This window comes from Thiothrix nivea DSM 5205 (assembly GCF_000260135.1).
Classification (GTDB): Bacteria; Pseudomonadota; Gammaproteobacteria; order Thiotrichales; family Thiotrichaceae; genus Thiothrix; species Thiothrix nivea.
Window position 1 is genome coordinate 3,489,459 of record NZ_JH651384.1, and the last position, 24,234, is coordinate 3,513,692.

At 55.3% G+C, this 24,234-nt stretch carries 23 protein-coding genes and 1 pseudogene (1 of these 24 cut by a window edge); 10 read left to right on the forward strand and 14 right to left on the reverse strand.

Annotation, left to right across the window (positions count from 1 at the left end; all coding sequences use genetic code 11):
• Positions 1–65: 65 nt before the first annotated feature.
• Positions 66–2,876 (reverse strand): phosphoenolpyruvate carboxylase, encoded by a 2,811-nt coding sequence (gene ppc, locus THINI_RS17535; RefSeq protein ID WP_002709887.1) that lies wholly within the window; start codon positions 2,874–2,876, stop codon positions 66–68.
• Between the two features lie 241 nt (positions 2,877–3,117).
• On the opposite strand from ppc, the gene THINI_RS17540 reads away from it, so the two are divergent.
• Positions 3,118–3,621 carry a phasin family protein gene (locus THINI_RS17540; protein WP_002709888.1) on the forward strand — a complete coding sequence of 168 codons (504 nt, stop codon included), beginning with the start codon at positions 3,118–3,120 and terminating at the stop codon, positions 3,619–3,621.
• 200 nt (positions 3,622–3,821) lie between these two features.
• On the opposite strand, the gene nifN is transcribed toward THINI_RS17540, so the two are convergent.
• The 10 genes from nifN to THINI_RS17585 all read right to left on the reverse strand — a co-directional run bounded on the left by nifN (position 3,822) and on the right by THINI_RS17585 (position 13,488).
• Entirely contained in the window at positions 3,822–5,231 is a 1,410-nt protein-coding gene (gene nifN / locus THINI_RS17545; protein WP_002709889.1) for a nitrogenase iron-molybdenum cofactor biosynthesis protein NifN, read from the reverse strand.
• Positions 5,224–6,648: a nitrogenase iron-molybdenum cofactor biosynthesis protein NifE gene (gene nifE, locus THINI_RS17550; protein ID WP_002709890.1), complete on the reverse strand. Its 1,425-nt coding sequence runs from the start codon at positions 6,646–6,648 to the stop codon at positions 5,224–5,226. The genes nifN and nifE overlap by 8 nt, the downstream gene beginning before the upstream one ends.
• Before the next feature lie 191 nt (positions 6,649–6,839).
• A complete protein-coding gene (locus THINI_RS23695) occupies positions 6,840–8,810 on the reverse strand; it encodes a tetratricopeptide repeat protein (RefSeq protein WP_002709891.1) in 1,971 nt (656 codons plus the stop codon).
• A 3-nt stretch (positions 8,811–8,813) separates the two neighbouring features.
• On the reverse strand, positions 8,814–9,743 hold the full coding sequence (locus tag THINI_RS17560; RefSeq protein WP_002709892.1) for a TIR domain-containing protein: 930 nt from the start codon (positions 9,741–9,743) through the stop codon (positions 8,814–8,816).
• 25 nt (positions 9,744–9,768) lie between these two features.
• A complete protein-coding gene (locus tag THINI_RS26070) occupies positions 9,769–9,990 on the reverse strand; it encodes an HVO_A0114 family putative DNA-binding protein (RefSeq protein ID WP_483754793.1) in 222 nt (73 codons plus the stop codon).
• On the reverse strand, positions 9,987–10,139 hold the full coding sequence (locus THINI_RS26075) for a hypothetical protein (protein ID WP_211206992.1): 153 nt from the start codon (positions 10,137–10,139) through the stop codon (positions 9,987–9,989). Before THINI_RS26075 ends, THINI_RS26070 begins: the two co-directional genes overlap by 4 nt.
• A gap of 25 nt (positions 10,140–10,164) precedes the next feature.
• Entirely contained in the window at positions 10,165–10,980 is an 816-nt protein-coding gene (locus THINI_RS17570) for an RpnC/YadD family protein (protein WP_002709893.1), read from the reverse strand.
• 59 nt (positions 10,981–11,039) lie between these two features.
• Entirely contained in the window at positions 11,040–12,212 is a 1,173-nt protein-coding gene (locus tag THINI_RS17575; RefSeq protein WP_002709894.1) for an RNA-binding domain-containing protein, read from the reverse strand.
• Positions 12,213–12,277: 65 nt separating this feature from the next.
• Positions 12,278–12,646, reverse strand: coding sequence for an HVO_A0114 family putative DNA-binding protein (locus THINI_RS17580; RefSeq protein WP_002709895.1), 369 nt, complete (start codon positions 12,644–12,646; stop codon positions 12,278–12,280).
• A 14-nt stretch (positions 12,647–12,660) separates the two neighbouring features.
• Positions 12,661–13,488: an RpnC/YadD family protein gene (locus THINI_RS17585; RefSeq protein ID WP_002709896.1), complete on the reverse strand. Its 828-nt coding sequence runs from the start codon at positions 13,486–13,488 to the stop codon at positions 12,661–12,663.
• Positions 13,489–13,774: 286 nt separating this feature from the next.
• On the opposite strand from THINI_RS17585, the gene THINI_RS17590 reads away from it, so the two are divergent.
• From THINI_RS17590 to THINI_RS17605, 5 genes are all read left to right on the forward strand, one after another.
• Complete coding sequence (locus THINI_RS17590) at positions 13,775–14,545, forward strand: NRDE family protein (RefSeq protein WP_002709897.1); 771 nt, start codon at positions 13,775–13,777, stop codon at positions 14,543–14,545.
• A 13-nt stretch (positions 14,546–14,558) separates the two neighbouring features.
• Complete coding sequence (locus tag THINI_RS26080; protein WP_211206993.1) at positions 14,559–14,726, forward strand: hypothetical protein; 168 nt, start codon at positions 14,559–14,561, stop codon at positions 14,724–14,726.
• A 152-nt stretch (positions 14,727–14,878) separates the two neighbouring features.
• A complete protein-coding gene (locus THINI_RS17595; RefSeq protein WP_002709898.1) occupies positions 14,879–17,179 on the forward strand; it encodes a molybdopterin-containing oxidoreductase family protein in 2,301 nt (766 codons plus the stop codon).
• Positions 17,180–17,190: 11 nt separating this feature from the next.
• Positions 17,191–17,937 (forward strand): 4Fe-4S dicluster domain-containing protein, encoded by a 747-nt coding sequence (locus THINI_RS17600; RefSeq protein ID WP_002709899.1) that lies wholly within the window; start codon positions 17,191–17,193, stop codon positions 17,935–17,937.
• Complete coding sequence (locus THINI_RS17605; protein ID WP_002709900.1) at positions 17,927–18,649, forward strand: cytochrome b/b6 domain-containing protein; 723 nt, start codon at positions 17,927–17,929, stop codon at positions 18,647–18,649. The genes THINI_RS17600 and THINI_RS17605 overlap by 11 nt, the downstream gene beginning before the upstream one ends.
• Before the next feature lie 52 nt (positions 18,650–18,701).
• On the opposite strand, the gene THINI_RS25780 is transcribed toward THINI_RS17605, so the two are convergent.
• Positions 18,702–18,875, reverse strand: coding sequence for a hypothetical protein (locus THINI_RS25780; protein WP_169314643.1), 174 nt, complete (start codon positions 18,873–18,875; stop codon positions 18,702–18,704).
• A 328-nt stretch (positions 18,876–19,203) separates the two neighbouring features.
• Between THINI_RS25780 and THINI_RS24500 the strand changes: the two are divergent.
• From THINI_RS24500 to trxC, 3 genes and pseudogenes are all read left to right on the forward strand, one after another.
• Positions 19,204–20,213: pseudogene (locus tag THINI_RS24500) on the forward strand (ISAzo13 family transposase).
• 149 nt (positions 20,214–20,362) lie between these two features.
• On the forward strand, positions 20,363–20,923 hold the full coding sequence (locus THINI_RS17620) for a hypothetical protein (protein WP_002709901.1): 561 nt from the start codon (positions 20,363–20,365) through the stop codon (positions 20,921–20,923).
• 84 nt (positions 20,924–21,007) lie between these two features.
• On the forward strand, positions 21,008–21,442 hold the full coding sequence (gene trxC, locus THINI_RS17625; protein ID WP_002709902.1) for a thioredoxin TrxC: 435 nt from the start codon (positions 21,008–21,010) through the stop codon (positions 21,440–21,442).
• A 13-nt stretch (positions 21,443–21,455) separates the two neighbouring features.
• Here trxC and THINI_RS17630 read toward each other — a convergent pair whose 3' ends face one another.
• Together THINI_RS17630 and THINI_RS23700 are read right to left on the reverse strand one after the other, a co-directional pair.
• Positions 21,456–22,094, reverse strand: a complete 639-nt coding sequence (locus THINI_RS17630; protein WP_002709903.1) for a carbonic anhydrase — start codon at positions 22,092–22,094, stop codon at positions 21,456–21,458.
• A 29-nt stretch (positions 22,095–22,123) separates the two neighbouring features.
• Entirely contained in the window at positions 22,124–23,398 is a 1,275-nt protein-coding gene (locus THINI_RS23700) for a M23 family metallopeptidase (RefSeq protein WP_154724449.1), read from the reverse strand.
• Positions 23,399–23,947: 549 nt separating this feature from the next.
• Between THINI_RS23700 and tyrS the strand changes: the two genes are divergently transcribed.
• Positions 23,948–24,234, forward strand: the start of a protein-coding gene (tyrS, locus tag THINI_RS17640; RefSeq protein ID WP_002709905.1) for a tyrosine--tRNA ligase. Its footprint extends 913 nt past the window's final position; the window shows 287 of its 1,200 coding nt (coding positions 1–287); it begins with the start codon at positions 23,948–23,950; its stop codon lies beyond the right edge, outside the window.

Here is a 24,234-nt window from a genome sequence, read left to right on the forward strand (position 1 = left end):
GCAAGCACACGTGCAAGCATGAAAAAGGCCGCGTTTGTGGCCTTTTTCATTTCTGCCAAGACAACTCAACCCGTATTGCGCATCCCCGCCGCAATCGCGTTGATGGTACGCAACAGCACTGGCAGCCACGATGAATTGGTATCGCCAGTTTCCTCGGCAAAGCGGCGGTGACGGCGAATCAGGGTAATCTGGATGTGGTTGAGTGGATCCAGATACGGGTCGCGCCGTTGCAGCGAGTATTGCAGGAACGGCGCATCATCCATCAGGTGTTCCTGCTTGGCTGCCTTGAGTACTTCGCTGGCCGTCAGCTCGTATTCATTGCGGATGTCGGCGAAAATTTTCTGCGCGCTTTCCTGGTCTTTGGCCAATTCGGCGTATTCCAGCGCGGTATCCATTTCTGCCTTATACAGGGCCATCTGCACGTTGCTGAGCAGGGAACGGAAGGCAGGCCATTCATCGTGCATACGTTCCAGCAGTTTGTCATTGCCGGGGGTGGCTTCCCGGAATTTCGATAGTGCCGTGCCGATGCCATACCAGGCGGGCAGGGTGTGACGGGATTGCGCCCAGCCGAATACCCACGGAATGGCGCGGATGGAACTCTTGTCGCGCACGGTTTTCTTGCGGTGCGACGGGCGCGAGCCGATGTTCAGCAGGGCGATTTCCTGCACCGGGGTGGCTTCGTAGAAGTAATCCATCAAACCCGGCGTCCAGTCGGTAAGCTGGCGGTAGCTCTGTTCGCCCATCGTGGCGATGTCGTTCATGGCACTGAGGAATTCATCCGGGTAGGGGCCGCGTTTCTTCAACAGGCCAAGACTGGCCTTGAGCAGGCCGGTGGTGCCAACGCCCAGTTCATAGACAGCGGTTTCCACGTTACTGTATTTGGCCGCCAGTACTTCGCCCTGTTCGGTGAATTTGATCTGGCCTTGTACTGTATCAGGTGGTTGCGCGATGATCGCTTCATGGGTGGGGCCGCCGCCTCGCCCGACCGTACCGCCGCGCCCGTGGAACAGGCGGCATTTGACGCGGTATTGGTCGGTCAGGGCAATGACTTCCTTCTGTGCGTTGTACAGGTTCCAGTTAGAGGCGAGGATGCCGCCATCCTTGCACGAGTCGGAGTAGCCCAGCATGACTTCCTGCATGTTACCGGAAGCGGCCAGCAGCTCGCGGTAGGTAGCATTTTCCATCAGGCTGGTGAGTACGCTGGTGATGTGCCTGAGGTCTTCGATGGTTTCAAACAACGGGGAAACCAGGATGTTGCAGAACAGCTTGCGTTCGGCGTCGTAGCCAATCAGTCCGGCCATGCGCGCCAGCAGCATCACTTCCATCACATGGCTGGCGCTGTGGGTCATGGAGATGACGTAAGCGCCGAAAATGCCCGAGCCGGCTTCGCTGCGCATTTCCACCATGCTGTCGAAGACTTCCAGCGTTTCGGCGGTACGCTCGCTGAGTTTGGGGCGGTGTGGCAGCGGCAGGCGAGGGCGTTGGATGAGTTCGGCCAGCATCTCCATGCGCTCTGCCTCCGGCAGTTGCAGGTAGTTGCTGCACAGGCCGGAGAGTTGCAGGACTTCTGCCACCGTTTCGCTGTGGATGGTGGATTCCTGGCGGATGTCGAGCTTGTAAAGACCGAAGCCGCAGGTTTCTGCCAGCCGGATCAGGTCTTTCAGTTCACGCCCGGCAATCACGTGGTCATTATGGCTGCGCAAGGAATCGCGGATCAGGTACAACTCGTGGATGAAATCCGCCACGTCGGTGTAAGCGGCCCTGGATGGGCGGAAATATTCGCCGCTCAGGCGTGCATTCACCACATCCAGCGTTGCCTGCAACTTGTGGTGCATGATGCTGAGCAGGCGGCGGTAAGGTTCTTCCTGGAAGTTGGTTTTGGTGTAATGGAATGCCACTTCGCCCAGCCCCAGCCGTTGGTCTTCATTACGCAGGTAAGCGCTGAATTCCTCGGTCGGGGTAATGAACTGGGTGGAATGTGACAAAATGGTGCGCAGTGCATTGACGCGCTCGATGTATTCCTCCAGCGCCAATTGCATCTGCATCCGGATGGCTTTGCGGGTCAGGGCAGGGGTAACGAACGGGTTGCCGTCACGGTCACCGCCGATCCAGGAACCAAAACGCAGGAAACTGGGCACAGTGACCGCACCCCAGCCATAGGCAATGCGCGTGGCGCGTTCAAAGTAGCGGTAAACCGTGGGGATGGCTTCAAACAGCGATTCGCGGAAATAGTATAAGCCATAGCGGATTTCATCTTCCACTGTCGGCTTGCGGTTGCGCACTTCATCGGTGCGCCACATCAGCTGGATTTGCGCTTTCAGGTGGCGCAGCAGGGATTCGCGTTCGCTCGGATCCTGATCCAGCGTCAGTTGGTCGATGACCAGGAAGATGCGGCGCTGGATTTCCATCATGGTGCGTCGGCGCGCTTCGGTTGGGTGCGCGGTAAACACCGGTGTGTAACGCATCTGGTCAAGCAGGGCTTGCAGCTCCTCCGCTTTCATGCCGTCGTTGGCCATGTCCAGAATGGTGCGGCGGACGGAACCCTGCCACAACTGGCTATCACTCTGCTGGATTTTGCGGCGGCGTTCACGGTGCTGGAAATCTTCCTCGACGATATTGTTGAGGATGTAGAACGTATTGAAAGCACGGATGACCTGTTCCAGCATGTCAACATCCAGGCTGTCGATGAAGCCCATCAACTCGTTGCGGGCGGCGGGGTCATTGCTCTTGCGCAGGCGAATATAGCCACGGCGCAGTTTTTCCACGGTCTCGTAAACGGCTTCGCCTTCCTGCTCGCGGATGATTTCCCCCAGCAGTTCCCCGAACTGGCGGATGCTTTCCTGAAGCTTGGCAACATCGAATGGTTTGTTGGTCATGGCGCTCTACTTTCTGTGATAGGGGGGTGGGTCAATGCATGGTACATGCAAGGACGAAGCAAATATTATGCCTTAACCGTCCTGATGCAGAAAGCGACATGACTGGATGATGAGCTTTATCTTTTTTGTGCACCGCAACAAAAAACTTGTTGACAGTCTTTGTGGAAAACGATATTGTGCATTGCATCAAATGCTGCAAAGCAACATTGACTGAAAACTGCTAAACACTAGGAGATTGACCATGCAAAACGAAATGATGAACATTATTAAGCAATTCAGTGACAGCGCTCTGGCTTCTGCCAAGAAAATCGGCGACCTGAACCTGAAAACATTTGAAACCCTGGCTGGCAAGCAAGCAGAACTGGTTAAGTCCTGCGTTGAAATGGGCACCAAGAATGCCGAAGCTGCCACCAAAGTAAAAGACCTGAGCGAACTGACTGCCCTGCAACAGGAAGTGACCCGCGCTTGTGGCGAAAAATGGGTTGCCAACATGCGTGAGGCCACTGAAATGCTGACTTCTGTGCGCGACGAACTGACCGCGATCATGGAAGAAGCTGCCAAGTACACGCAGGAAAACGCTGAGCAAGCAGTCGAAGCTGGCAAGAAAGCAGCTACTGAAGCTGTCGAAAAAACCACTGAAGCAGTAGAAAAAGCCACTGCTGAAGTGGTTGAAATGACCAAAGAAGCGGCTGACAAGACTGTTGAAGCGACCAAGAAAGCCGCTGCCAAAGCCAAAGTTGCTTAATACTGATTGATACCGATTTTAGTTGGCAGTGGGCCGGGGTGTAACTCCTCCTCTCCTCTCTCTAGCTACCCGGCTCACTTATCCTCCCTTGCCCGCCCCTCCTGGCGGGCAATTTTTTGTGCGCGTTTTACCTCTCTCCTGCCAGCTTTTCAGGTCGCTGACCCATTCCCCAACGGGATTTTCTTTTGTTGAATGGTGTTTCAGTGCTGCGTCACGGATAAACTTTTACCGAAATGGGTAATTTCATCATCCCGCTTTTGCGCGTAAATCGAGTGGTACGGGTGAATCTCGCCTTTTTCCAGCGACAATAAAATATTCGCCAGATCAAACAGCGTCTGGCGCGTACCGGCATAACCGATCCACTGCCGCTGATAGCCTCCGACCAAGTCGTATTGCGGGAACCCGGCGCGCAGCAGGGGAATGCCCAAACGCAGCGCGGTTTCCTGCCCGTGCGAGTTGCAGATCAGCACTTCGGCCTCATTCGCTTCGGCGGCTTTTTCCAGATCTTCCAGGTCGCCGATGTGGACGTGTTCAGTCACGATCTTTTTGATGGCAGGTGCATTGGCAGGGGCAACTGCCGCAACGGTATACGCACCATTTTCCGCCAATAAATGCGAAAAGCCGTTCAGCAAATCCGGGTCAGCAGCGATGGCGAAACGCGACAGGCCGAGCATGAAGTGTGTATCCAGCATTGCATCCTGCAATTGCGCACGTTGGCGTTGCAGCTTCTGCGGCACCGGTTCCCCGGAAAGTTGGTGCAGGGTATCGATGAAGACGTCGTTGGCTTCCAACCCCATCAGGTGATCGAAACGGTAGTCCGGCACGCCAGTGCGTTCCTTCAGTAAATCCGCCGCCGCATTCAACGACGCACCGATCACCAAAGTGGCTTTTGAATCACCCAGGGTGGCCATTTCCGATACCAGCGTGCCGCCAATAGTCAGCGGGCTGAAATCGGCATCAGTCACATGGCCGTCCAACGAGTCGGACAGGTCGGGCATGATCAGTGGGCGGAAGCCGCACAGTTCGATGATGTCCTTGAGTGCCTCCAGATCACCGGGGGTTAGTGAAGAATTAACCAGTACGTTCAACTGGCGAGGGCGCTTGCCGGGTTTGGTGCCTGCGGTTTCTGCGTCCGGCACCAGCACATTGATCACGCCTTCCACCGCCTTGGCGAAGCCGGTTTCCAGACAGCCGCTGAAATCGGGGGTGGAGAGCGGCACTACCGGAATGTGGTTGTATTCGGGGTATTTCTTGCGGAATTCGCCGACTGCCATGGTTACGTCACTGCCCTGGGTTTCGGCCAGACCGGTGGTGGGTACGCCGACCAGTGACGGGCTGTTTTTGCTGCAAATGGCTTTCAAGCCTTCGACCACGTTTTCGTCAGAACCCATTACGGCGGCTATCTGATCCATCGCAGTGGTTTGTAGCGGAATCGGTTCGCGGAAATGGCGCACGAAAAATACCTTGCCGAACGCGGTGCAGCCTTGTGCCCCGTGCAGCATCGGCATGGCGCGGTGGAAACCGAGGAAGGCGAGCGCGGCACCGATGGTCTGGCTGGCTTTCAGCGGGCTGACCGAGAGGGCTTTTTTGCGCTTGGTAACTTCAGGCATGGGCGGTCTCCTGACTGGTTTCCTCTGTGGTGCTTGCGGCGACTGCCCATGGCGCGGGTTTGCGCACCGCTTTCCAGATCGGGCTTTCGATGGTCAGGGCGAGTTGTTTGGCCAATTCGATCATGCCTTCGTAACCGGCGTAGCCGAATTCGCGTTCCTGGTTGATATCGAGGAACGGGATGCGTGCCTTGAGGGCGGTGTACATGTTGCGTCCGCCCGCGATCAGGATGTCGACCTGGTAATCGCGCACGGTGTCGAGCAGGGCGCGCGGGCTGCCGTCGTCGATCATTTTGGTGTTTTCACCCATGATTTCGCGGATGCGTGCCTTGTCTTCCTCAGTGGATTTTTTGGTGCCGGTGGCGACCACGGTCATGCCGAGGTCTTGCAGGGCGGAGACGATCGACCACGATTTCACCCCGCCGGTGTAGAGCAGCACGCGCTTGCCGCGCAGGTGGTCGCGCCACGGTTCCAGCGCCTTGTGGATGCGTTTTTCTTCGCTGGCGATCAGGCGTTCGGTGCGCTCCGTCAGGTCAGGGTCGTTGATGAGGCGGGCGAAATCGCGCAGCGCCTTGCTGGTGTCTTCCACGCCGTAGAAGCTGCCTTCAAACCACGGCGTGCCGAAGCTGTCTTCCAGCTTGCGGGCGACGTTGAGCATGGCTTTGGAACAGACCATCATGTTGACTTCGGCGCGGTGCATGGTCTGGACTTCGCGGTAACGGGCGTCGCCGGAGAGCGTGCACAGGACGCGCAGGCCGAGGTGATCGAGCAGTGGCAGCACGTGCCAGAATTCGCCCGCGATGTTGTATTCGCCGACCAGATTGATGTCATGCACCTTGAAATCGCCGCTTTGCGCGCCGCGTGGCAGAGGGTCGGGTTCGCGGGTGCCGCACACGTGTTTTACCATGGCGTCACCGGCAATGCGGTTGCCGAGGTTTTTGGTGCCGTAGAATCCGGCGCAATCAACCGGCACGACCGGGGTTCCCCAGCGTTCCTGGGCGGATTTGCACACCGCTTCGATGTCGTCGCCGATCAGCGCGGGAATGCAGGTGTTATACACGAACACGGCGGCGGGGCTGTAGTCGTCGATGGCCTGCTTGATGGAATGGAACAGGCGCTTTTCGCCGCGCCCCATGATCACATCCTGCTCGGTCAGGTCGGTAGTCATGCCAACCTTGAACAGGCGCGGGCCGCTGGAGCGGGTTCCCCGGTTATCCCAGGAACTGCCCGCGCAGGCAATGCTGCCGTGGACGATGTGCGCCACGTCCGCGATCGGCAACAAGGCGATTTGCGCGCCATCGAAGGCGCAGCCGCCAGCCGAAGCCCCCGGTTTGGGGCGGGCGCAACCCGATTTCTCCTTCTTGTTGTGGGAACAGGCTGGCTCGTTCAGCAGTTCGGCGATGTCCTTGGACTTCATCATGGGCGTTACCTCGGGTCGGTGTATGGGGGAGGTAAAGCAAGGGGTGTGCCATGTGGCCAAGCGACTGTTATGAAAGCAAATTAACGATTTCAGGTTTTGTGGCAAATACGACAATTACGCTGGGATGAGAGGTTTGTCACACAATTTCCCGAAACATGCGAGGCAACAATCCATAGGATCGGTTGGGTAGCTTATTTGGAAGGTGATTCCATCTGCTTTTTCACTGCCAATAAACGTTCATCATCGGGATGCTTCGCCAGCATTTCTGTCAGCAGTTTTTCGGCCTCGGCAGTTTTATCCCGTTTCCACCGCACTTCAATCAGGTGACTGGCGTGTTCAGGATGGGGAAACGCGGCAAATGCCTGTTGCAGATGCTGTTCGGCGCTTTGCAGATTACCCAAACGGTATTCAACCCAGCCGAGACTGTCACGATAAGCGGGATTGTCCGGTGCAATTTCAACAGCCTCCTCCAGCAACTTTTGGGCATCGGTATAGTGTTCAGGCTTCTCAGTCCATTGGTAGCCAAGGCTATTCAATGCTTCTGCCAGATTTTGACTGGTTTGTTTCCAATCGTAAGGGAGGTGTTCTTTGGTTCTGACTTCCAGTGCTGAGCGAAAGTGTGCTATAGCCTCGCCCAGCAGGGTTTGCCCGGCCTCGCCCCCGGTGCGGATGCCCTGTTCCGACAAGGCAACCCCCAGGTTGTTCTGCGTCACCGCCCATTGCTGCGGTAACTGCTCGCGGGTATACACCGTCAGCGCCGCGCGGTAGGCTTCCACGGCTTCGCCCAGCAGTGTTCGCCCGGCCTCGCCGCCGATGCGGATGCCCTGATTCTGCAAGGCAAGCCCCAGGTTGTTCTGCGTCATCGCCCAATCCTGCGGCAACTGCTCGCGGGTTCTCACCGTCAGCGCGGCGCGGTAAGCGTCCACCGCCTCGCCCAGCAGGGTTTGCCCGGCCTCGCCCCCAGTGCGGATGCCCTGTTCCTGCAAGGCAACCCCCAGGTTGTTCTGCGTGGCCGCCCAATCCTGCGGCAACTGCTCGCGGGTATGCACCGTCAGCGCCGCGCGGTAAGCGTCCACCGCCTCGCCCAGCAGAGTTTGCCCGGCCTCGCCGCCGGTGCGGCTGCCTTGTTTCTGCAAGACATTCCCCAGGTTGTTCTGCGTCATCGCCCAATTCTGCGGCAATTGCTCGCGAGTATACACCGTCAAGGCTTGTTCATAAGCTTCGACGGCTTGAGCAAAGTGTTCGGCAATGGCTTCGCCTTCTGTTTGCGCAGCAAATTGTTGGTGAGCATTAGCGATCAGAACCTGTAATTCCGCCCATGGCTCTGCCTGCTTTTCCTTATCAACATAATCCAACGCTTCCTGATAATAGCCGATGGCTTTCAGATAACGCTGATCACCGTCTGCGGAGCGTCCTGCCATTTTCAGGTTGCTGACCAGTTTCTCATCTGTCTTCTGCAAGGCTTGTTGCTGTTTCTCGTGCTGTTGCTTTTGTGCTTCGGCAAGTTCGGCGAAATTCTTTTCGGCGGTGCTGAAGTTTTTGTTGGCGTATTCGGCGTAAGCACGGGTTTCGGCATCGTAGTCATCAGGCTTTGCCAGCACCTCATTCACGAAGGCGTCAACATCATCCAGGAATTGCTGTTGCGGGATGCCTTTGTCTTTCGCCAGCGTAGCCAGTTGTTGCTGCCAGCTTTGCTCTTTTTCTTCGGGTTTGAGCGTTTGCTGTAGCGCTTGTTTGGCGGCGGCTTCCTGAATAATCGAGCGCATTTCTGCCGTTGACTTGAGCTTGTAAGAATCTGCTGGAACCAGCACCACCTTGATGGGGTCTTTCTCCGGCTGTTGGGGGATGTTCACCTTGCCACGGAAGGGGTAGAGCATTGCCCATGCCTGACCACTGCCTTTGCCCGTCGCCAGGACAATACGCTCGCCTGAAGCGATGTTGTCGGTCAGCCGCAGTTTGAATTTGCCGTCGGACGTTGACGTATCGCGGCTGTTAAGATCAGCGGGTTCTTCGATAAAAATGCTGAGATTGGCTATCGGGGTTTCTTCATCATTCTCACCGTAAGCGGTAATACGCCCGTAAAGATAAATCTCATCAGCCATTAACAGCGAGGGCAGTAATAAGCAGAACCCCAGAATGAAAGACCAGCCCAGTCTTTGCATGTCTTATTCCTTATGCAGCGAAAAATTAAAAGCGGGATCACCCAAGGTGACGTAATCGTTCCACGTAGTATAGCCCGCTTTTTGGGCAATCAGGCGGCTGCTTTGTAATTTTTGCTGATCAGGCTGCAAGGTAAACGTAAAGCGGCCTGCGGCATTCGTCTGCGTCTGTACACCGAGTTCGGGAAGCTGAATGCTGACATCGGCCAACGGATTGCCGTTTTCGTCCTGCACCAATCCGGCGGTGGTGATGGCTTTGGTTTCCTTCGGCATAAAGCCGGGAAAGGCTTCGGCAAACTTTGTGGGAATATCAAAGGCCAACGCGATAATCGTCAACAAGGCCGCCAGTATTCCCAGCCACAGTGACCAGCGATTCGGCCAGCTACTGTCTCCCTGGCCGGATGAGCCAATATGCAAATCGCCCTGCACCTGATAGACATTGCCACCCACCCGCCAGTTGTCTTGCTGGATATGCTGCTGAATGTGGTGTTTGACAATATCCAGCGCTTGTCCGGCATCTTCCTGCGCGGCTTTCAGTTCTGTCAGCAGGGTTTGGTTCTGCGGCGGCTGTTGTGCTGGTATGAGTGACAGAACATGTGTACTCAGTTGGGAAACATCGGTAAAGCAGTGATAGGGCTTCAGGACATTGGGTAACGGCTGCTCATCCAGCAGCACCGGAATAAGGGTTTTCTTCAGGGCAATCGCGGTATTCCATTCCAGCGTGACAAAGTGCGAAGCTGCTGCATTGGCCGACCAGAACAGCAGGAGTACATCCTGTTCGGCAATCGCTTCGCCCAGACGCATCGGCCATAACTGCCCTTGACGCAAACCGCTTTTGTCACGCCATACGGCAATATCCAGCGTTTTCAGCCGGTTTTCATAGGGGATGACCTTGGCTTCATCCTTGAGGGAATAGCTGATAAAGGCAGAGCGCATGTGAAACCCCGGTTATATCCAACATTTAAGCCGCTTCCTTTTGCTGAGGTATGATATGCATATCATCAGCGTAAGGGCAAACCAATGCGCCTGATTCATTCCGCTCAATCAAGCCCAGTTCCAGTAATGTCTGAACATCTTCATGCACCCGCTTCACATCGCGCCCGACCTGACGGGAAAGCTCACGCACCCCCATGGCTCCGCCTTGCTGCAAGGTATTGATGATCGTCCAGCGGCGTTCGGTCAGGCAGGAAAAGAATGCGCCGGGTGACTGAAAATTGACTGAAAATTGAGGGTTTCATCCTGATAGATGTCTTGCTGTGAGGCTTTTCCGGCGGCACGCAGGGCAACTTTCCAGTCAGTCTGCAATGTGATGGTCAGTGTGCGCTTTTCCATATTTTTACGGACAGTTTACGGACAGTTAATGCTTCGCGCGCAAGGTTTGGATCTCTTCCAGTGACAGCCCGGCGACACGGGCAATTTCTTCATCAGGAAGGATGCCAAGTTGTAACAGGCTGCGGGCAACATCCAGCGCTTTTTTGTGTTCGCCTTCAGCAAGCCCTGCCTTCATCCCCCACCGGTACGATGCAAATTTGGTGATGTCCACTTCAGTCAGCATTTTTTCGGCCTCCTCGATATTGGTTTGCAGGTCGCGGTTTTCCGCCAGGGTTTCGAGCATTTCAAAGTAGTTGCGGAAACCGCTTTCGTCTTCGCCCATAAGCTCGCGCAACCGCAGCACGATATAGTTGACCATTTCCTGTTCGGGCTTGCCCTTGAAGTCACACAGGATGGCCAGCACCAGTGCGTCGGGCGTGTCCTGGGTCAGCAGCAAGCTGCAATCCACCGTGTGCATGTCCAGCACCGCATAGCGGTAAGTGAACGCGGGCGCTTCCCAGCAATCCGGCATGGCCAGCTTGTCTTTGCCGATGTAGATCAGATGCTGGTGAATCCTTTCCTGCGGATGGGCGAACTGGATGTCGCTGAAATACCGCAACATGCGCAACGGCATCAAGGATTCATTCTGGTTCTGGATTTCGATGTGCAGGATGAAATCCTCGGCCTTGCCCAAGTCGTGCATCCTGGCGACCAGATCAGCGCGGCGTTGTTCAACCCGCTGGTGTTCGGTATCCAGCAATTCCACCGTTTGGGTATCCACCTGAAAACCCAACAATAAATTGGCAATATCGGCGGCCAGATGGCCGAGCACGGATTTGCTGATAACGTCTTTCTTTCCCATGGGGGCAGTATAGCAATGTCAGCTTTGCAATGTGACGGTCAGTAGACGCTTTTGCACGGTCATAATGGTTGGTTCAAATTCTTACGCCACACCGTTACCTTGAACAAACACCCTTCCCGGTCATCCTCAAAATCAATCTGCGGGTAAACCCCCAGCGCCCGGCGGATGCCGGAACCCAGCCCGTGATAGGGCAACACGCCCTTGGCTGCGTAGGAGAGCAGGATAGGGTTGCGGCTGTTGGCATTACCGCTGCGGATTTTGGCGACCGTCAGGTTATTGGGCAAATGGCCGGGGCTGATGATTTCGATACGGTTGTCGTAGATGAAAACACGGATGGGCGCGTCGATCAGATAGTCACGATGCACCAGCGCGTTGACCAGCAATTCCTCGAATACCACGGGCGGGACTTCCGGCGTACCCGGCGCGTTGACGCCGCGACCTGCCTGAACCTTGTGCAGGTTGCGCATGATGAAGGCCAGCGTGTCGTCGTAAATCTTGCGCAGTGCGCCCTCAAAGTCTTCTGTGTCCAGATAAGCGTCGGCGTGGATTTCATTGCCGGGGTAGCGGATGGCCTTGACCACGAACTGGGGTTTGATCCATTGCGGACGTTCTGCGAACAACAGTACACCAGCCAGATTCAGTTGCCCTTCATCAGTCGCCAGACTCATGTTTTGCAGCAGGCGCAGCAGTTCTTGTGGCGAATCCGGGTAGGGGATGCCGTACACGTCTTGCAGGAAATCGCGGAAACGCAGCTTGTCCAGTTTGTCGATACCCGCTTTGGTGGGGAGTTCATCAGCATGGAACTGACCTGTGACCTGAAACAGGCGGCGCAATTCTTCCTTGGAGTTGATGCGGCGTTTATCCGCGCCATTCTTGAGCCAGATGACGCCGTTTTTGTCGAAATAAGGTTTGTCCAAACCTTGTGGAATCGTGAGACGGACGACTAGATTGCCGTTGTCGAGCCGGATGTTTTCGGTCTGTACGTGCAGGGGGCTGCGCACTAGTTGGCTGGCGGTGTTGCTGATCAACTGGTTGATGCGCCCGACATCCTGCGGAGCAAGTCCCGGCGTGGAGCCGTCGTCCGCCACCCCAATGTAAATGACGCCGCCGTTGGAATTGGCGAAAGCGGCCATTTCGGCAGCAAGCGATTCGGCATTGCGGACATCGGCCTTGAACTGGCGGGTACTGTCTTCCTGCAAGGCAATTTCGGCCAACAACTCGCGTGCATTCATGTTATTACCTCCCGCTCTCAGTATATGTCAGGGCGTGCATATTGCAGTTACTATCTGTATTCGTTTCAAGCTGCTTTTACTTGTCGAGGTATGATATGCATGTCCACATGAATATCAGCGTAAGGGCAAACCAATGCGCCTGATTCATTCCGCTCAATCAAGCCCAGTTCCAGTAATGTCTGAACATCTTCATGCACCCGCTTCACATCGCGCCCGACCTGACGGGCAAGCTCACGCACCCCCATGGCTCCGCCTTGCTGCAAGGTATTGATGATCGTCCAGCGGCGTTCGGTCAGGCGGGAAAAGAATGCGCCGGGCGACTGAAAATTGAGGGTTTCGCCCTGATAGCTGTCTTTCTGTGCGGCTTTCCCGGCGGCACGCAAGGCGGCTTTCCAGTCAGCCTGCAATGTGATGGCCAGTGTGCGCTTTTCCATATGCCTATTGACGGTTAATGCTTCGCACGCAACGTTTGGATGTCTTCCAGAGACAGCCCAGCAATACGGCCAATTTCTTCATCTGGAAGGATGCCAAGCTGTAACAGGTTACGGGCAACATCCAATGCTTTTCTTTTTTCGCCCTGTTCGATGCCTTGGGTTAGCCCTGCCTTCATCCCCCACTTGTAGGATGCAAATTTGGTGATGTCCACTTCAGTCAGCATTTTTTCGGCCTCCTCGATATTGGTTTGCAGGTCGCGGTTTTCCGCCAGGGTTTCGAGCATTTCAAAGTAATTGCGGAAACCACTTTCATCTTCGCCCATCAGCTCGCGCAACCGCAGCACGATATAGTTGACCATTTCCTGTTCGGGCTTGCCCTTGAAGTCACATAGGATGGCCAGCACCAGTGCGTCGGGCGTGTCCTGGGTCAGCAGCAGGCTGCAATCCACCGTATGCATGTCCAGCATCGGATAACGGTAGGTGAACGCGGGCGCTTCCCAGCAGTCCGGCATGGTCAGTTTGTCCTTGCCGATGTAGATCAGGTGCTGGTGAATTCTTTCCTGCGGATGGGCGAACTGGATGTCGCTGAAATACCTCAACATACGCAACGGCATCAAGGATTCATTCTGGTTCTGGATTTCGATGTGCAGGATGAAATCCTCGGCCTTGCCCAAGTCGTGCATCCTGGCGACCAGATCAGCGCGGCGTTGCTCCACCCGCTGGTGTTCGGTGTCCAGCAACTCCACCGTCTGGGTATCCACCTGAAAACCCAACAATAAATTGGCGATGTCGGCGGCCAGATGGCCGAGCACGGATTTGCTGATTACGTCTTTCTTTCCCATGGGAGCAGTATAGCAATGTCAGCTTTGCAATGTGGTGGTCAGTGGGCGCTTATCCATATTGCTTACCGGATAACATGAACAGCAATGGGCAACTCCATCCCCCGCCAAACATTGTCCGTAGTCATGATCTCCATGTTACGGTCAATGTGGCAAGGCTGGCTGGATTGTCTTTTAACGGTAATGGTAAAGAGCTATATTGGCAATATGCATTTTCTGCCAATGATGACATGCATGGCAGATTGTAAAGGGGTATGCTTTTTACCAAATTGACAGCAAGGTTTTCCCCATGTGCTTCGCCTTGATCGCCATCCGCCAACGTTCGGATTACCCCTTCATCCTGGCCGCTAACCGCGACGAATATTTCCACCGCCCGGCATTGCCGCTGCACGCGTGGGAAGATTTCCCCGGTATCATCGGCGGGCGCGATGTGGAATCCGCCGGTTCCTGGTTGGCTCTGAACGGGGAGTATGCGCGGCTGGCGCTAGTGACTAACCATCGTTCCGGTGTTCCACAGGCGGCGGAGCGCTCGCGCGGCTTACTGGTGCGCGACATGGTGACGGCGGCGGATACGCAAGCCAGCCTGCAAGTACTGGCTAACGAGCGACACCGCTACGGCGGCTTCAACCTGATTACGGGAACACTGCCCGACCGGCTGTACTACTTTTCCAACCGCAACGGACAGGCAGCCACACCTTTGCAACCCGGTGTCCACGCCCTCAGTAACGCCTTTCTGGATACGCCTTGGCCGAAAGTCCGGCGTGGTAAACAGCATTTCACCGACCTCGTACATGACCCGGCCATGCTGCTGGTGGAAGACCTGTTTGCCTTACTGGCGGATACAATTCCTGCTGCCGATGCCGACCTGCCGGATACCGGTATCGGGCTGGAAAAAGAACGTTGGCTTTCCCCCGTCTTCATCAGCGGCGAACATTACGGCACGCGCTGTTCCACCGTCATTCTGCTGGATGCAACGGGGCGGGTAAGCCTGTTGGAGCGTACATTCCAACTCGGTCAACCTGCAAAAGATGTGGCAATAAGCTTCATGCTACTATCGTGAAACGACGTGGCACATGGCCGTTTTCAACCATAGCCACCAGAATTCCGCCGCCATGTCGCCCATCCGCCTGATTGCCCTGACCACGCTCGCCATCATCGCCTTCGTCGGCAATTCTCTGCTGTGTCGGGTAGCACTGAAAGACACCGGTATCTTGCGATTCTGGGCGGGATTGCACTGGTGATCCGCTCCAAGCCAAAATCAAATAATTGACAGCTTATTGACTTAAGTCAGAAAACTGATCGGTGGCGATTGAGCGTCATCAAAGTACCAAAGCATTTTTGTCTGGAAAATAAGGGGTATCAAAACGCTATCAATATCCGCTAGGAGAAAAATGTGAGTAAGCCTGATCACTCGGGCGGCCTCTCCCGCCGTGGTTTCCTGAAAAGCATGGCGGGCGTTACCGCTTTATCCGCTACCGCGCTGGCCACCGAAGCCCATGCGCGCATCAACACCCCACACGATGCCGAAGTGCTCAAGGATTTTGAGGAACACTGGGGTTTCTGCGATATGTGCTACTGGCGCTGCGGGCTGAAAGTGCGTTCGCGCGACGGCAAGGCATTCAAGATCGACGGTAATCCGGAACATCCGCTCAATCGTGGCGTGGTGTGCGGTAAGGGTAATTCCGGCATCCAGGTTGCATTTGCCCCCAACCGCCTCAAACAGCCGATGGAACGGGTAGGCGCGCGCGGCGAAAACAACTGGCGGCCGATGCCGTGGGATGAAGCGCTCGACAAGGTGGCGCACGAACTCAACAAGGTGAAGGAAAAATACGGCCCGCAGGCGTTGGTGATGATCGGTCACGGCACCTGGGAAAAGCCTTATCACCGTCTGGCGCACGCCTTCGGCACGCCGAATACCACCAGCCCGGTATTCGGCCTGTGCTGCGGTCCGCGCGGCGTTTCCAACATGGTGATTGCGGGCAAGAACCTGACCGGCAACGAAACCATTGATCTGGAAAACTGCAAATACTTCCTGATGATGGGGCGCAACGTCACCGAATCGCTGCACAACGGCGAAACCCTCGGCTGGATCGACGGGGTGGCGAATGGCGCGAAAGTGGTTTACGCCGATCCGCGTTATACCATTACCGCTTCCAAGGCCGATGAATGGCTGTCCATCCGCCCGCTGACTGACCATGCTTTCTTGCTGGCGCTGATCCATGTGGTTATCAAGGGCGGCTTGTACGACAAGAAATTTGTCGAAGAATACGTCACCGGTTTGGATGAACTGGCTGCCAGGGTCGAAAAATATACTCCGGAATGGCAGGAACCCATCACTTCGATCCCGGCGGAGACGGTGCGTCGTATCGCGTTGGAAATGGCACAGAAAGCACCTGCCGTGTTCGTCTACAGCCCGCGCCGCCTGACCCGCAGTTCCAACGATCTCGGTACCGGCATGAGTATCGCCATCCTCAACTCGCTATTCGGCGTGTGGGATCGCAAGGGCGGTATTTTCACCCCGCAAACCATCAAGGTACCGGAAATCGACCTGCCGGAATTTCCTCACGCGCATGTCAGTCGTGAAGAAGGGCATGGTGATTTCGATTTTTCCCACAATCCGTTTGCTGTGAGCGAAGAGGGCAAGATTCAACGCGCTGACGGTGCAGGCGTACCCGGTCGCTGGCCGCTGGCTAACCCGCAATACGGCCTGACCAACGAAATGTGGAAGGCGATGGCGGATCAGGAGCCCTACCCGCTGAAAGCATTGCTGACCGCAGGTGGCAACGGCTTCATGAACAGCACCGACTACGACACCGTGCGCAAGGCGCTGCTGAACATGGATTTCTACGTAGCGGCGGACGTGATCCCCAACGAAATGAACAGCTACGCCGACATTCTCCTGCCGGAAGCCAGCTATCTGGAACGTTACGACGACCTGCAAACCGGCGGTGCGCGCGAAGGCTTCATCGCCCTGCGCGAACCGGCCATGCAGCCGCTGCATGACACCAAAGGCTCATGGGATATCTGCAAGGAGCTGTCCAAACGTATGGGGCTGGAAGCCTACTTCCCGCACGAAACCGTCGCTGACATGCTGGATGATCGCCTGAAAAAGGCCGGTTACTCGCTGGCCGAACTGAAGGAAAAAGGCATCATCAAGAAGCCTGCCGATGACAAGATCAACTTCCCGCGCGAATTCGGCGGCAAGTCGGTGTTCCCGACCCCCAGCGGCAAGATCGAGCTGGTGCCCAGCCAGTTGAAGGCGCTGGGTATGGAAGACGCGATTGAGTGGGAAGAACAGCCGCGCCCGAATGACGGGGAGTTCCATTTTACTTTCGGGCGTATCGGTTTCCACACCCACGCGCGTACCCAGGACAACATCTGGCTGAATTATTTCATGCCGGAAAACATGCTGTGGATCAACCCGGAGCCTGCGAAAAAGCTCGGTATCGCCGATGGCGACACGGTGGAAATCCACGACCGCAAGGGGCGCGGCGGCACGATCAAGGCCAAGGTCACACACCGCATCCGCCCGGATACTGTGTTCACCGTGCACGGCTTCGGCCATTGGGACAAACGCATGACCACAGCGGCAGGCAAGGGGCTGTCGGATTCCGAGCTGGCGTCCGACACGCGCGAAAAACACATTGGCAGCATCTCCATGGGCACCTCCATGGTCACTGTGAAAAAGGTTTGAGGAGGTAAGTCATGGTAGCCAAATATGTCATGCTGGCGGATACCACCCGCTGCATCAACTGCAAGGCGTGCGAAGTCGCCTGCCGCGCTGAATGGGACACCCCGCTGGGCTATTCCCGCGACTGGGTGAAGGAAGTCGAATACCTCAACGCCAAGGGAATGCCGGAAGTGCAGTTGTTCCCCGGACGTTGCCAGCATTGCGACGACGCGCCGTGCGTGGAGGCTTGCCCCTCCGGCGCTTCCTGGAAACGCGAGGACGGCATCGTGCTGGTGGATCACGACATCTGTTCCGGCTGTGAACTGTGTGTGCCTGCCTGTCCATACGACGCTCGTTGGCTGAATCCTGTCACTAACACCATTAGCAAGTGCACTTTCTGCCAGCCACGTATCGACCAAGGCTTGCAACCTGCTTGCGTGGAAACCTGCGTTGGCCATGCGCTGATCTTCGGTGACGCCAATGACCCGAATTCTGAAGTTTCCAAACTGCTGAAGGAAAAGGAATGGCAGCGCCTGACCACCGACGAGGTGGACATTGGCCCGAACCATTATTATTACACCGCAGGCAAAGCCATCCCGGATGAGGTCATGCCAACCCTGCATGAGCGGCATCTGTCCGGCAAGGTAATTGAAAACATCGTCAACCCGATTGGCGCGTTGGGCGTGGGCGGCATGGCGGCGCTGTTCCTCGGCGCAGGCATCAAGAAAGTGATCGACCGTCGCAAAGAAGTGAGTGAAAAGGAGGGCAGCCATGAGCACTAAACCGACCATCAAGGTGCGTACCAAAGACGTAATTTTCATTCACTGGTTCAACGCCTTCTTCTGGCTTGCGCTGGTGCTGAGCGGTTTCGCTATCATTTCCGGCGACTTCGTGCGGCTGGCTCCGGCGTTCTGGCCGACCTTCGTGCAGAATCTGCTGGGCGGCAACGACACGGTGGTGTTGCTGCACGCCATCGGTGGTATCGTTTGGGCGGGCGTGATTGCGGTCTATTCCGTGCTGAATTTCAAGCGGGTGGTGAAGCCGTTCCTGAAGAACGTGCTGGTGCTGACGCCAAAAGCGGCTATCAGGGATCTGAGTTCCATGACGATCACGCTGGCGCATCTGTTCGGTTTGATGAAGGACAAGAAAGTGCCGCCGCAGGGGCGTTACAACGGTGCGCAACGGCTGCTGGGGACGATGATCATCGCCTGTTCCGTCGGAATTGCCGTGACCGGGATGTATATGTTCCTCGGGCCGAAGCTGCTGGCGTTTTCAGCGACAAGCTTGCTGGGGGAAATGTTCCGCTGGGCGCTGGTGATCCATCTGGCGGCGGTGCTGCTGGTGCTGGTCGGGCTGGTGGCGCATATCTACTTCGCCGTGGTTGAGGAACGCGAGTCACTGGAAACGATGAAATCCGGTTATGCCGAGGTGGCTTTCATCCAGCATCATAATCCGTTGTGGTATGAGGAGTTGAAGGGGGAGGGGAAGGTCTGAACCAGGGTTTAGCGGATTTTTGGGATTGGCCTGATTGGGGGGCGAGTTTCGATCAGAAGCTTGCCGTCACAATTTCACTAGACCAAGCATAGCCGTCAAGCGCCTGTGTCTTGAGTACTTTGCCGACAGGTCTGGCAAGATCCACAACGTCCTTGAGGGTTGGGTCTTCACACTGATGGGGCTGATCGTTTGCGCGTTTTGGCCAGCTTTCGTACTGAACATCCAACGTATGTTGAGGTAATACCTGGATTTCTTCGAGGGTAACTTAGGGGATTTCCCTGAAAGATTCCCCCGCAATGGCTACACTTGTCTTATCGACAAGCGGAGTCCCTATCCCCATGCCCCCCGAACCCCAAACAGCTAACCCGATCCTGAGTGAATCCCAGATAGCCGACCTGAAACTGGCGGCCTCGAAAATGTCTGGCAGCACCCGCCGTGCGTTCCAGGCGGACATGAGCCGGAAATATTGTGCAGGCAACGCCCGCCAGACTGAAAGGTGTTTTGGCTGGGGTCGGGAGGGGGTGCAGTTGGGTTTGGAGGAACAGCGCAGCGGCATGGTTTGCGTGGGTGCGCAGGCGGCGTATTGTGGCCAGAAGCGCTGGGAGGAAACCCAGCCGGAAGCGGCAGCCGCCTTGCTGGCGCTGGCGGAAGCACATAGCCAGCAAGACCCGACATTCCGCAGCAGCATCGCCTACACCCGCCTGACGGCGGCGGAAGCCATCCGGCAGTTACAGGCCATGGGTTTCAGCGGTGGACAAGTGCCCGCCCCCAGCACCATGGCGCGGATACTCAACCGGAATGGCTACCGCCTGCGCAAGGTGGAGAAAGCCAAGCCGCAAAAAAAATTCCAGAAACCGACGCCATCTTCGCCAATATCCAGGCCAACGATGGGCAGTTTGCCGATGGGGCGGTCAAACGCCTGAGCATGGACTGCAAGGCGACCGTCAACATCGGTGACTACTCACGGGGCGGGAAAACACGGGGTGACAATAAAGCCGCTGACCATGAGATGGGCTGCAAAGAGAAATACATCCCTTTTGGCGTACTGGATGAGGACAGTGGGCAGGTTTACCTGACCTTCGGCAGTTCCAGCAAAACCAGTGACTTCATCGTGGATTCCCTGTGCCGGGTATGGGAACAGATGCCTTCTGCTGACAAGGACGCCTGCCAGTGCATCCAGATCAAAGCGGACAATGGCCCGGAAAGCAGCGGGATCAGGACGCAATTCCTCAAGCGCATGGTGGAATTCGCCAACCATACCGGTAAGACAGTCCACCTGCTGTACTACCCGCCTTACCACAGCAAGTACAACCCGATTGAACGCTGCTGGGGGATTCTGGAACAACACTGGAACGGCACCCAGCTCAAGGATGCCGAAACCCTGCTGGAATGGGCAAAAACCATGACCTGGAAAGGCATCAACCCCATGGTCGAATTCAGTCGCAAGGTTTATGAGAAGGGTGTGACCCTCAGCAAAAAAGCTATGGAGGCTGTTGAGGCGAGGCTGGAAAGAAATGCTGCTTTACCAAAATGGGACATTCTGATTCGCCCTGTTTTTGGGTAATGTCTTTGAGGTAAATCACCTTATGTTAGTTCGATAAGTAGTTCATCATCTATCCTGTATGCTGCCACTTTCCAGCAGGCGCGAGGCGGGGTATTGCAATAAACCGAACAAGTTTTTACCGTGAATTCAAGTAATGTGAGGGAAGCAAAATGAAAGCCATCATTCCGCATCTGATGGGAGCGCTGGTTTACGTTTTGGCTCTGCCTGCCGGAGCCGCCAGCGCGAAGATCGACAGTGTTTACACCAGCCTGGATACCCAGGATTGTACAACCCTGCAAGCCGACGAGGCGGAGGTTGGTTATTACAAAGGTCGTTGTCCCGGTGCTGGGGGCTATCAGCTGGATTTGATTGAGGGGGATCTTCGCCAAACCCTCAATGTGCTGCGCCCGGCTGGTAAAGAGTTTCCACTGGAACTCTGGTCGACGGTTTCCAGCGGCTTTTCTTCACTGGGCAGCAAGGCCGAATGGCGGGTCAAAAAGGAAGGCAAGAAAATCATACCCATTGCCTTGATCGTGCGCTACAACGTCAGCGAAAATCTGGAAAAGCCCGACAAAACCACTTCCTATCTGGTGGTCAGTAAGATGACTGCCGATGAAATCTGCGTCACCGATGTGGTCAAACCTGTTAAAAACGCCAACCAGAAAGCCCGCGATCTGGCGGATGTGGCTATCAGTAAACCTTGCCTCGGCACAGGGGATGTTAGACCCTGAGCGACACGGTGCACAGTCATAGGGTTTAAACGGTGTCGGGAAGCCCCATATTGGGGTTAAGAAATAACAGCATGAGGATATCACATGAGTAACCCGATCAATCTGGTATGCCCTGCGTGTGGCGTCACCAACCGTATTCCTGAAAACCGCACGGGTGAGCACCCCAAATGTGGCAAATGTGGGAGCCAGTTGTTCAACGGCCACCCTGCAACGCTGACTGGCGCGAATTTTGCTAAGCATATCAGCCGTAATGACATTCCGGTGCTGGTTGACTTTTGGGCACCTTGGTGCGGGCCGTGCCGGATGATGGCTCCGGCATTTGAGCAGGCTGCCGGTCAAATGGAACCGAAAGTGCGTTTCGCCAAGTTGAATACGGAAGACCACCAAATGATTGGTGGGCAATTGGGTATCCGCAGCATCCCGACCATGGCGCTGTTCAAGGGCGGTAAGGAGATCGGGCGTATTTCCGGTGCAATGGGGGCAGCGGATATTGTCCGCTGGGTAAACAGTCAGTTATAGGAGTGCTTTTCTTTTACATTGGCATGTCGAAGAAATCGACCAAACCGGTTTCCAGTGAATATTCCGCGCCGACAATCAGCAAGTCATCTTCAGCCACCAGCTGTTCCAAAATAGTGGAACCGTGCTGCAAGTGACTGACAGAAGCCCGGATATTGGCGCGCACCGCGTGTCTGATCAGCTCATCGGGCTGCTCGCGCAAGGGGGTTTCCATTAATTGTGCGATGGCCGGGGAAATGCGCTCCACAATGGATCGCTGCCCCCGGGAGGGAAGCTGTGATTTGCTGCGCAACACGTCCAGTGTGGCGTAAACTGCACCACAATGCGTGTGTCCCATTACCACTACCAGACGGGTGTTGTACTGGGTCGCGGCGAATTCCACGCTACCGACCTGGGAGGGAGAAACAATGTTGCCCGCCACACGGATGACAAACAGGGAGCCGAACCCTTGGTCGAAAACCAGTTCAGCCGGTACTCTGGAATCAGAGCAGCCGAGAATGATAGCGAAGGGGTTTTGCCCGGCTGTCAGTACTTCCCTTTGCGCGCGTGTCAACACGGTATCCAGGCTGCGGGCGTTGTTGATGAAACGCTGGTTACCTTCACTGAGTTGCTGTAATGCTTCCAGTGCGCTCAGGTTTTTCGGCTTGTCTGTCATACTACTCCCGTCATTAGGTGTGGTTCGTGTTACCCCCCGGTTTGTCCGGTAGCTGGCTTATCCACCAAAGCCAGTTTGCGCAAGTCTGCTAACTGCTCACCCATGGCGCTGGCAAAATTCTTGAAGGCATGCATTTCAGGTTCGCTCATGATGCCAACTTTGGGCAATTCTACGGTCATCGGGTTTTGTGGTTCGCCGTTGATGCGGTATTCGTAATGCACATGGTTGCCAGTTGATGTGCCGGTAGAGCCTACGTAACCAATGACATCGCCACGTTTGACTTTTTCACCGGATTTAAGCCCATCCTTGAAGCCAGACATATGGCCGTAGAGGGTGGAAACGCCCTCACTGTGGCGTAATTCAATGACATTACCGTACCCACCCTGGCGACCAATGAACTTGACGCTGCCATCTGCCGTGGCATGGATTGGCGTGCCACGCGGCGCGGCAAAGTCTGTTCCTGCATGGTTTTTGCGTAGCCCGAAGACAGGGTGGCGGCGCATACCAAAGCCAGAACTCATGCGACCCTCAAGCGGCTTGCGGTCAAATGCGGTGCGTTTCAGCTCAGTGTCGCCATCAGGGCGGAAATAGCCGGTCTTGCCGTCTTCCAGGGTAAAGCGGATACGCTGAAACGTATTCTTGCTGCTGGCATATTCAGCCGCCAGTATTTTGTCGGTATAGATGCTTTCACCTTGGTAGACGAAATCCTCAAAGATAACGCCAATCTTGTCGCCGACTTTTACGCCGCGTTTGAAGTCAACATCCTGCTGGAAAACCTGGCTGATCTGGCGGATCAGGGATTTGCTTAGCCCAGCCGCTTTGCCATCACGCGGGATGGAGTGTTTGACACTAAACGCAACCTTTGAATTGCGGACTTCAAATACATCGTTTTCCCAGTGGCCAGTAAAGCCTTCGTCAGTCGCGGAGACAATGTAGGCTTCAGTCTTGTTTTTGGCGTAAATCAGTTGTTGCAGACTTCCATCCACGACCTGGGTAAGAATGTAGGCTCCGGCTTTGAGGTGCTTGAGTTCTTGCTCGATAGCAGAATCTTTGAGCAATTTTTCTGAGGTTTTGGTCAGTTCCAATTCACTCATGACTGATTTAAGCGTGTCATTGTCGCCGAGGGCGCGCATCGACCAACTGCCTTGTGTGGCATCCGGTAGTGCGTCAACGGCATAACCAGAGAAGGACTCAACGGCAACTGCGGGGAGGTTCAGATCCTTGATGATCTGTGCTGGTGAGCTTTTATCTAGGCGTGGATCTGTAAGGCTCAGAATTTTGTCGTTTTCTGGTGTACTGATCATGGAGTACACCGGAAGATTGCCCAATGTCGCTAGTCCGCAGGTCAGGAGTATGGATCGGGTAGCAATGTAGCGAAGGGGCTTCTTCGGGGAGGTGGCGACTGGGGCGACAGGCGCTTTCTTTTCTTGCCTGACGTTGACGGGGGCTGGTTTGAAGAAGTTTTTCGCTGGTTTGGGTTTATAATCACCAGAAATGCTGATTTCAATCCCGCCAGTGGGCAAATTGTAACGTCTTACGGCTTCATCCCAGGTTTTCTTTTTCTTGTCCGGGAATGGCCTTCGGTTAAACGATAACAAGGGCTTCACTCCATACTGAAGTCAAATTGTATTTTCTGTATAAAAAACAATACAGAAATTCCGTTAGGTCGCGGAGGTTAGCGAGTATGTACTGAATCATTCCTGAATTCAATATATGTTGACTCACCACGTTTATCAGCCAAAAATTAACGACACCCTACATGACTCACTTGACTTTAACATCTGAGAAAGCTGATAAACTTAACCGTCTATGTAGATCAAAATTAAAGAATTGTCAATCTTGGAGTGTAATTAATGGAGCATTTTGCTGACCAGATGCAAGAGCTGGTGCGAGGAAGTGAAGAAGTCTTGGTCGAGGCTGAATTCGTTGAGAAACTCAAAAAGAGCCGACCTTTGAGGATTAAGGCTGGCTTCGACCCAACCGCGCCAGACCTGCATCTTGGCCACACGGTACTCATAAACAAGATGCGCCAGTTCCAGGAGGCTGGGCATCATATTTTATTCCTGATCGGTGACTTTACCGGGATGATCGGTGACCCGACAGGCAAGTCAGCTACTCGTCCACCCTTGACAGTTGAGCA

Bases quoted from the DNA above. Each gene is read 5' to 3' on its own strand.
- THINI_RS17620 (WP_002709901.1), top strand. From the start codon at position 20,363: ATGAAAGCCATCATTCCGCATCTGATGGGAGCGCTGGTTTACGTTTTG.
- THINI_RS26080 (WP_211206993.1), top strand. From the start codon at position 14,559: ATGGCCGTTTTCAACCATAGCCACCAGAATTCCGCCGCCATGTCGCCC.
- THINI_RS17580 (WP_002709895.1), bottom strand. From the start codon at position 12,646: ATGGAAAAGCGCACACTGGCCATCACATTGCAGGCTGACTGGAAAGCC.
- THINI_RS17600 (WP_002709899.1), top strand. From the start codon at position 17,191: ATGGTAGCCAAATATGTCATGCTGGCGGATACCACCCGCTGCATCAAC.
- nifN (WP_002709889.1), bottom strand. From the start codon at position 5,231: ATGCCTGAAGTTACCAAGCGCAAAAAAGCCCTCTCGGTCAGCCCGCTG.
- THINI_RS26075 (WP_211206992.1), bottom strand. From the start codon at position 10,139: ATGGAAAAGCGCACACTGACCATCACATTGCAGACTGACTGGAAAGTT.
- THINI_RS17630 (WP_002709903.1), bottom strand. From the start codon at position 22,094: ATGACAGACAAGCCGAAAAACCTGAGCGCACTGGAAGCATTACAGCAA.
- THINI_RS17570 (WP_002709893.1), bottom strand. From the start codon at position 10,980: ATGGGAAAGAAAGACGTTATCAGCAAATCCGTGCTCGGCCATCTGGCC.
- THINI_RS17560 (WP_002709892.1), bottom strand. From the start codon at position 9,743: ATGCGCTCTGCCTTTATCAGCTATTCCCTCAAGGATGAAGCCAAGGTC.
- nifE (WP_002709890.1), bottom strand. From the start codon at position 6,648: ATGATGAAGTCCAAGGACATCGCCGAACTGCTGAACGAGCCAGCCTGT.
- THINI_RS17585 (WP_002709896.1), bottom strand. From the start codon at position 13,488: ATGGGAAAGAAAGACGTAATCAGCAAATCCGTGCTCGGCCATCTGGCC.
- THINI_RS17590 (WP_002709897.1), top strand. From the start codon at position 13,775: ATGTGCTTCGCCTTGATCGCCATCCGCCAACGTTCGGATTACCCCTTC.
- ppc (WP_002709887.1), bottom strand. From the start codon at position 2,876: ATGACCAACAAACCATTCGATGTTGCCAAGCTTCAGGAAAGCATCCGC.
- THINI_RS17540 (WP_002709888.1), top strand. From the start codon at position 3,118: ATGCAAAACGAAATGATGAACATTATTAAGCAATTCAGTGACAGCGCT.
- THINI_RS17605 (WP_002709900.1), top strand. From the start codon at position 17,927: ATGAGCACTAAACCGACCATCAAGGTGCGTACCAAAGACGTAATTTTC.
- THINI_RS17575 (WP_002709894.1), bottom strand. From the start codon at position 12,212: ATGAATGCACGCGAGTTGTTGGCCGAAATTGCCTTGCAGGAAGACAGT.
- trxC (WP_002709902.1), top strand. From the start codon at position 21,008: ATGAGTAACCCGATCAATCTGGTATGCCCTGCGTGTGGCGTCACCAAC.
- THINI_RS23695 (WP_002709891.1), bottom strand. From the start codon at position 8,810: ATGCAAAGACTGGGCTGGTCTTTCATTCTGGGGTTCTGCTTATTACTG.
- THINI_RS23700 (WP_154724449.1), bottom strand. From the start codon at position 23,398: ATGATCAGTACACCAGAAAACGACAAAATTCTGAGCCTTACAGATCCA.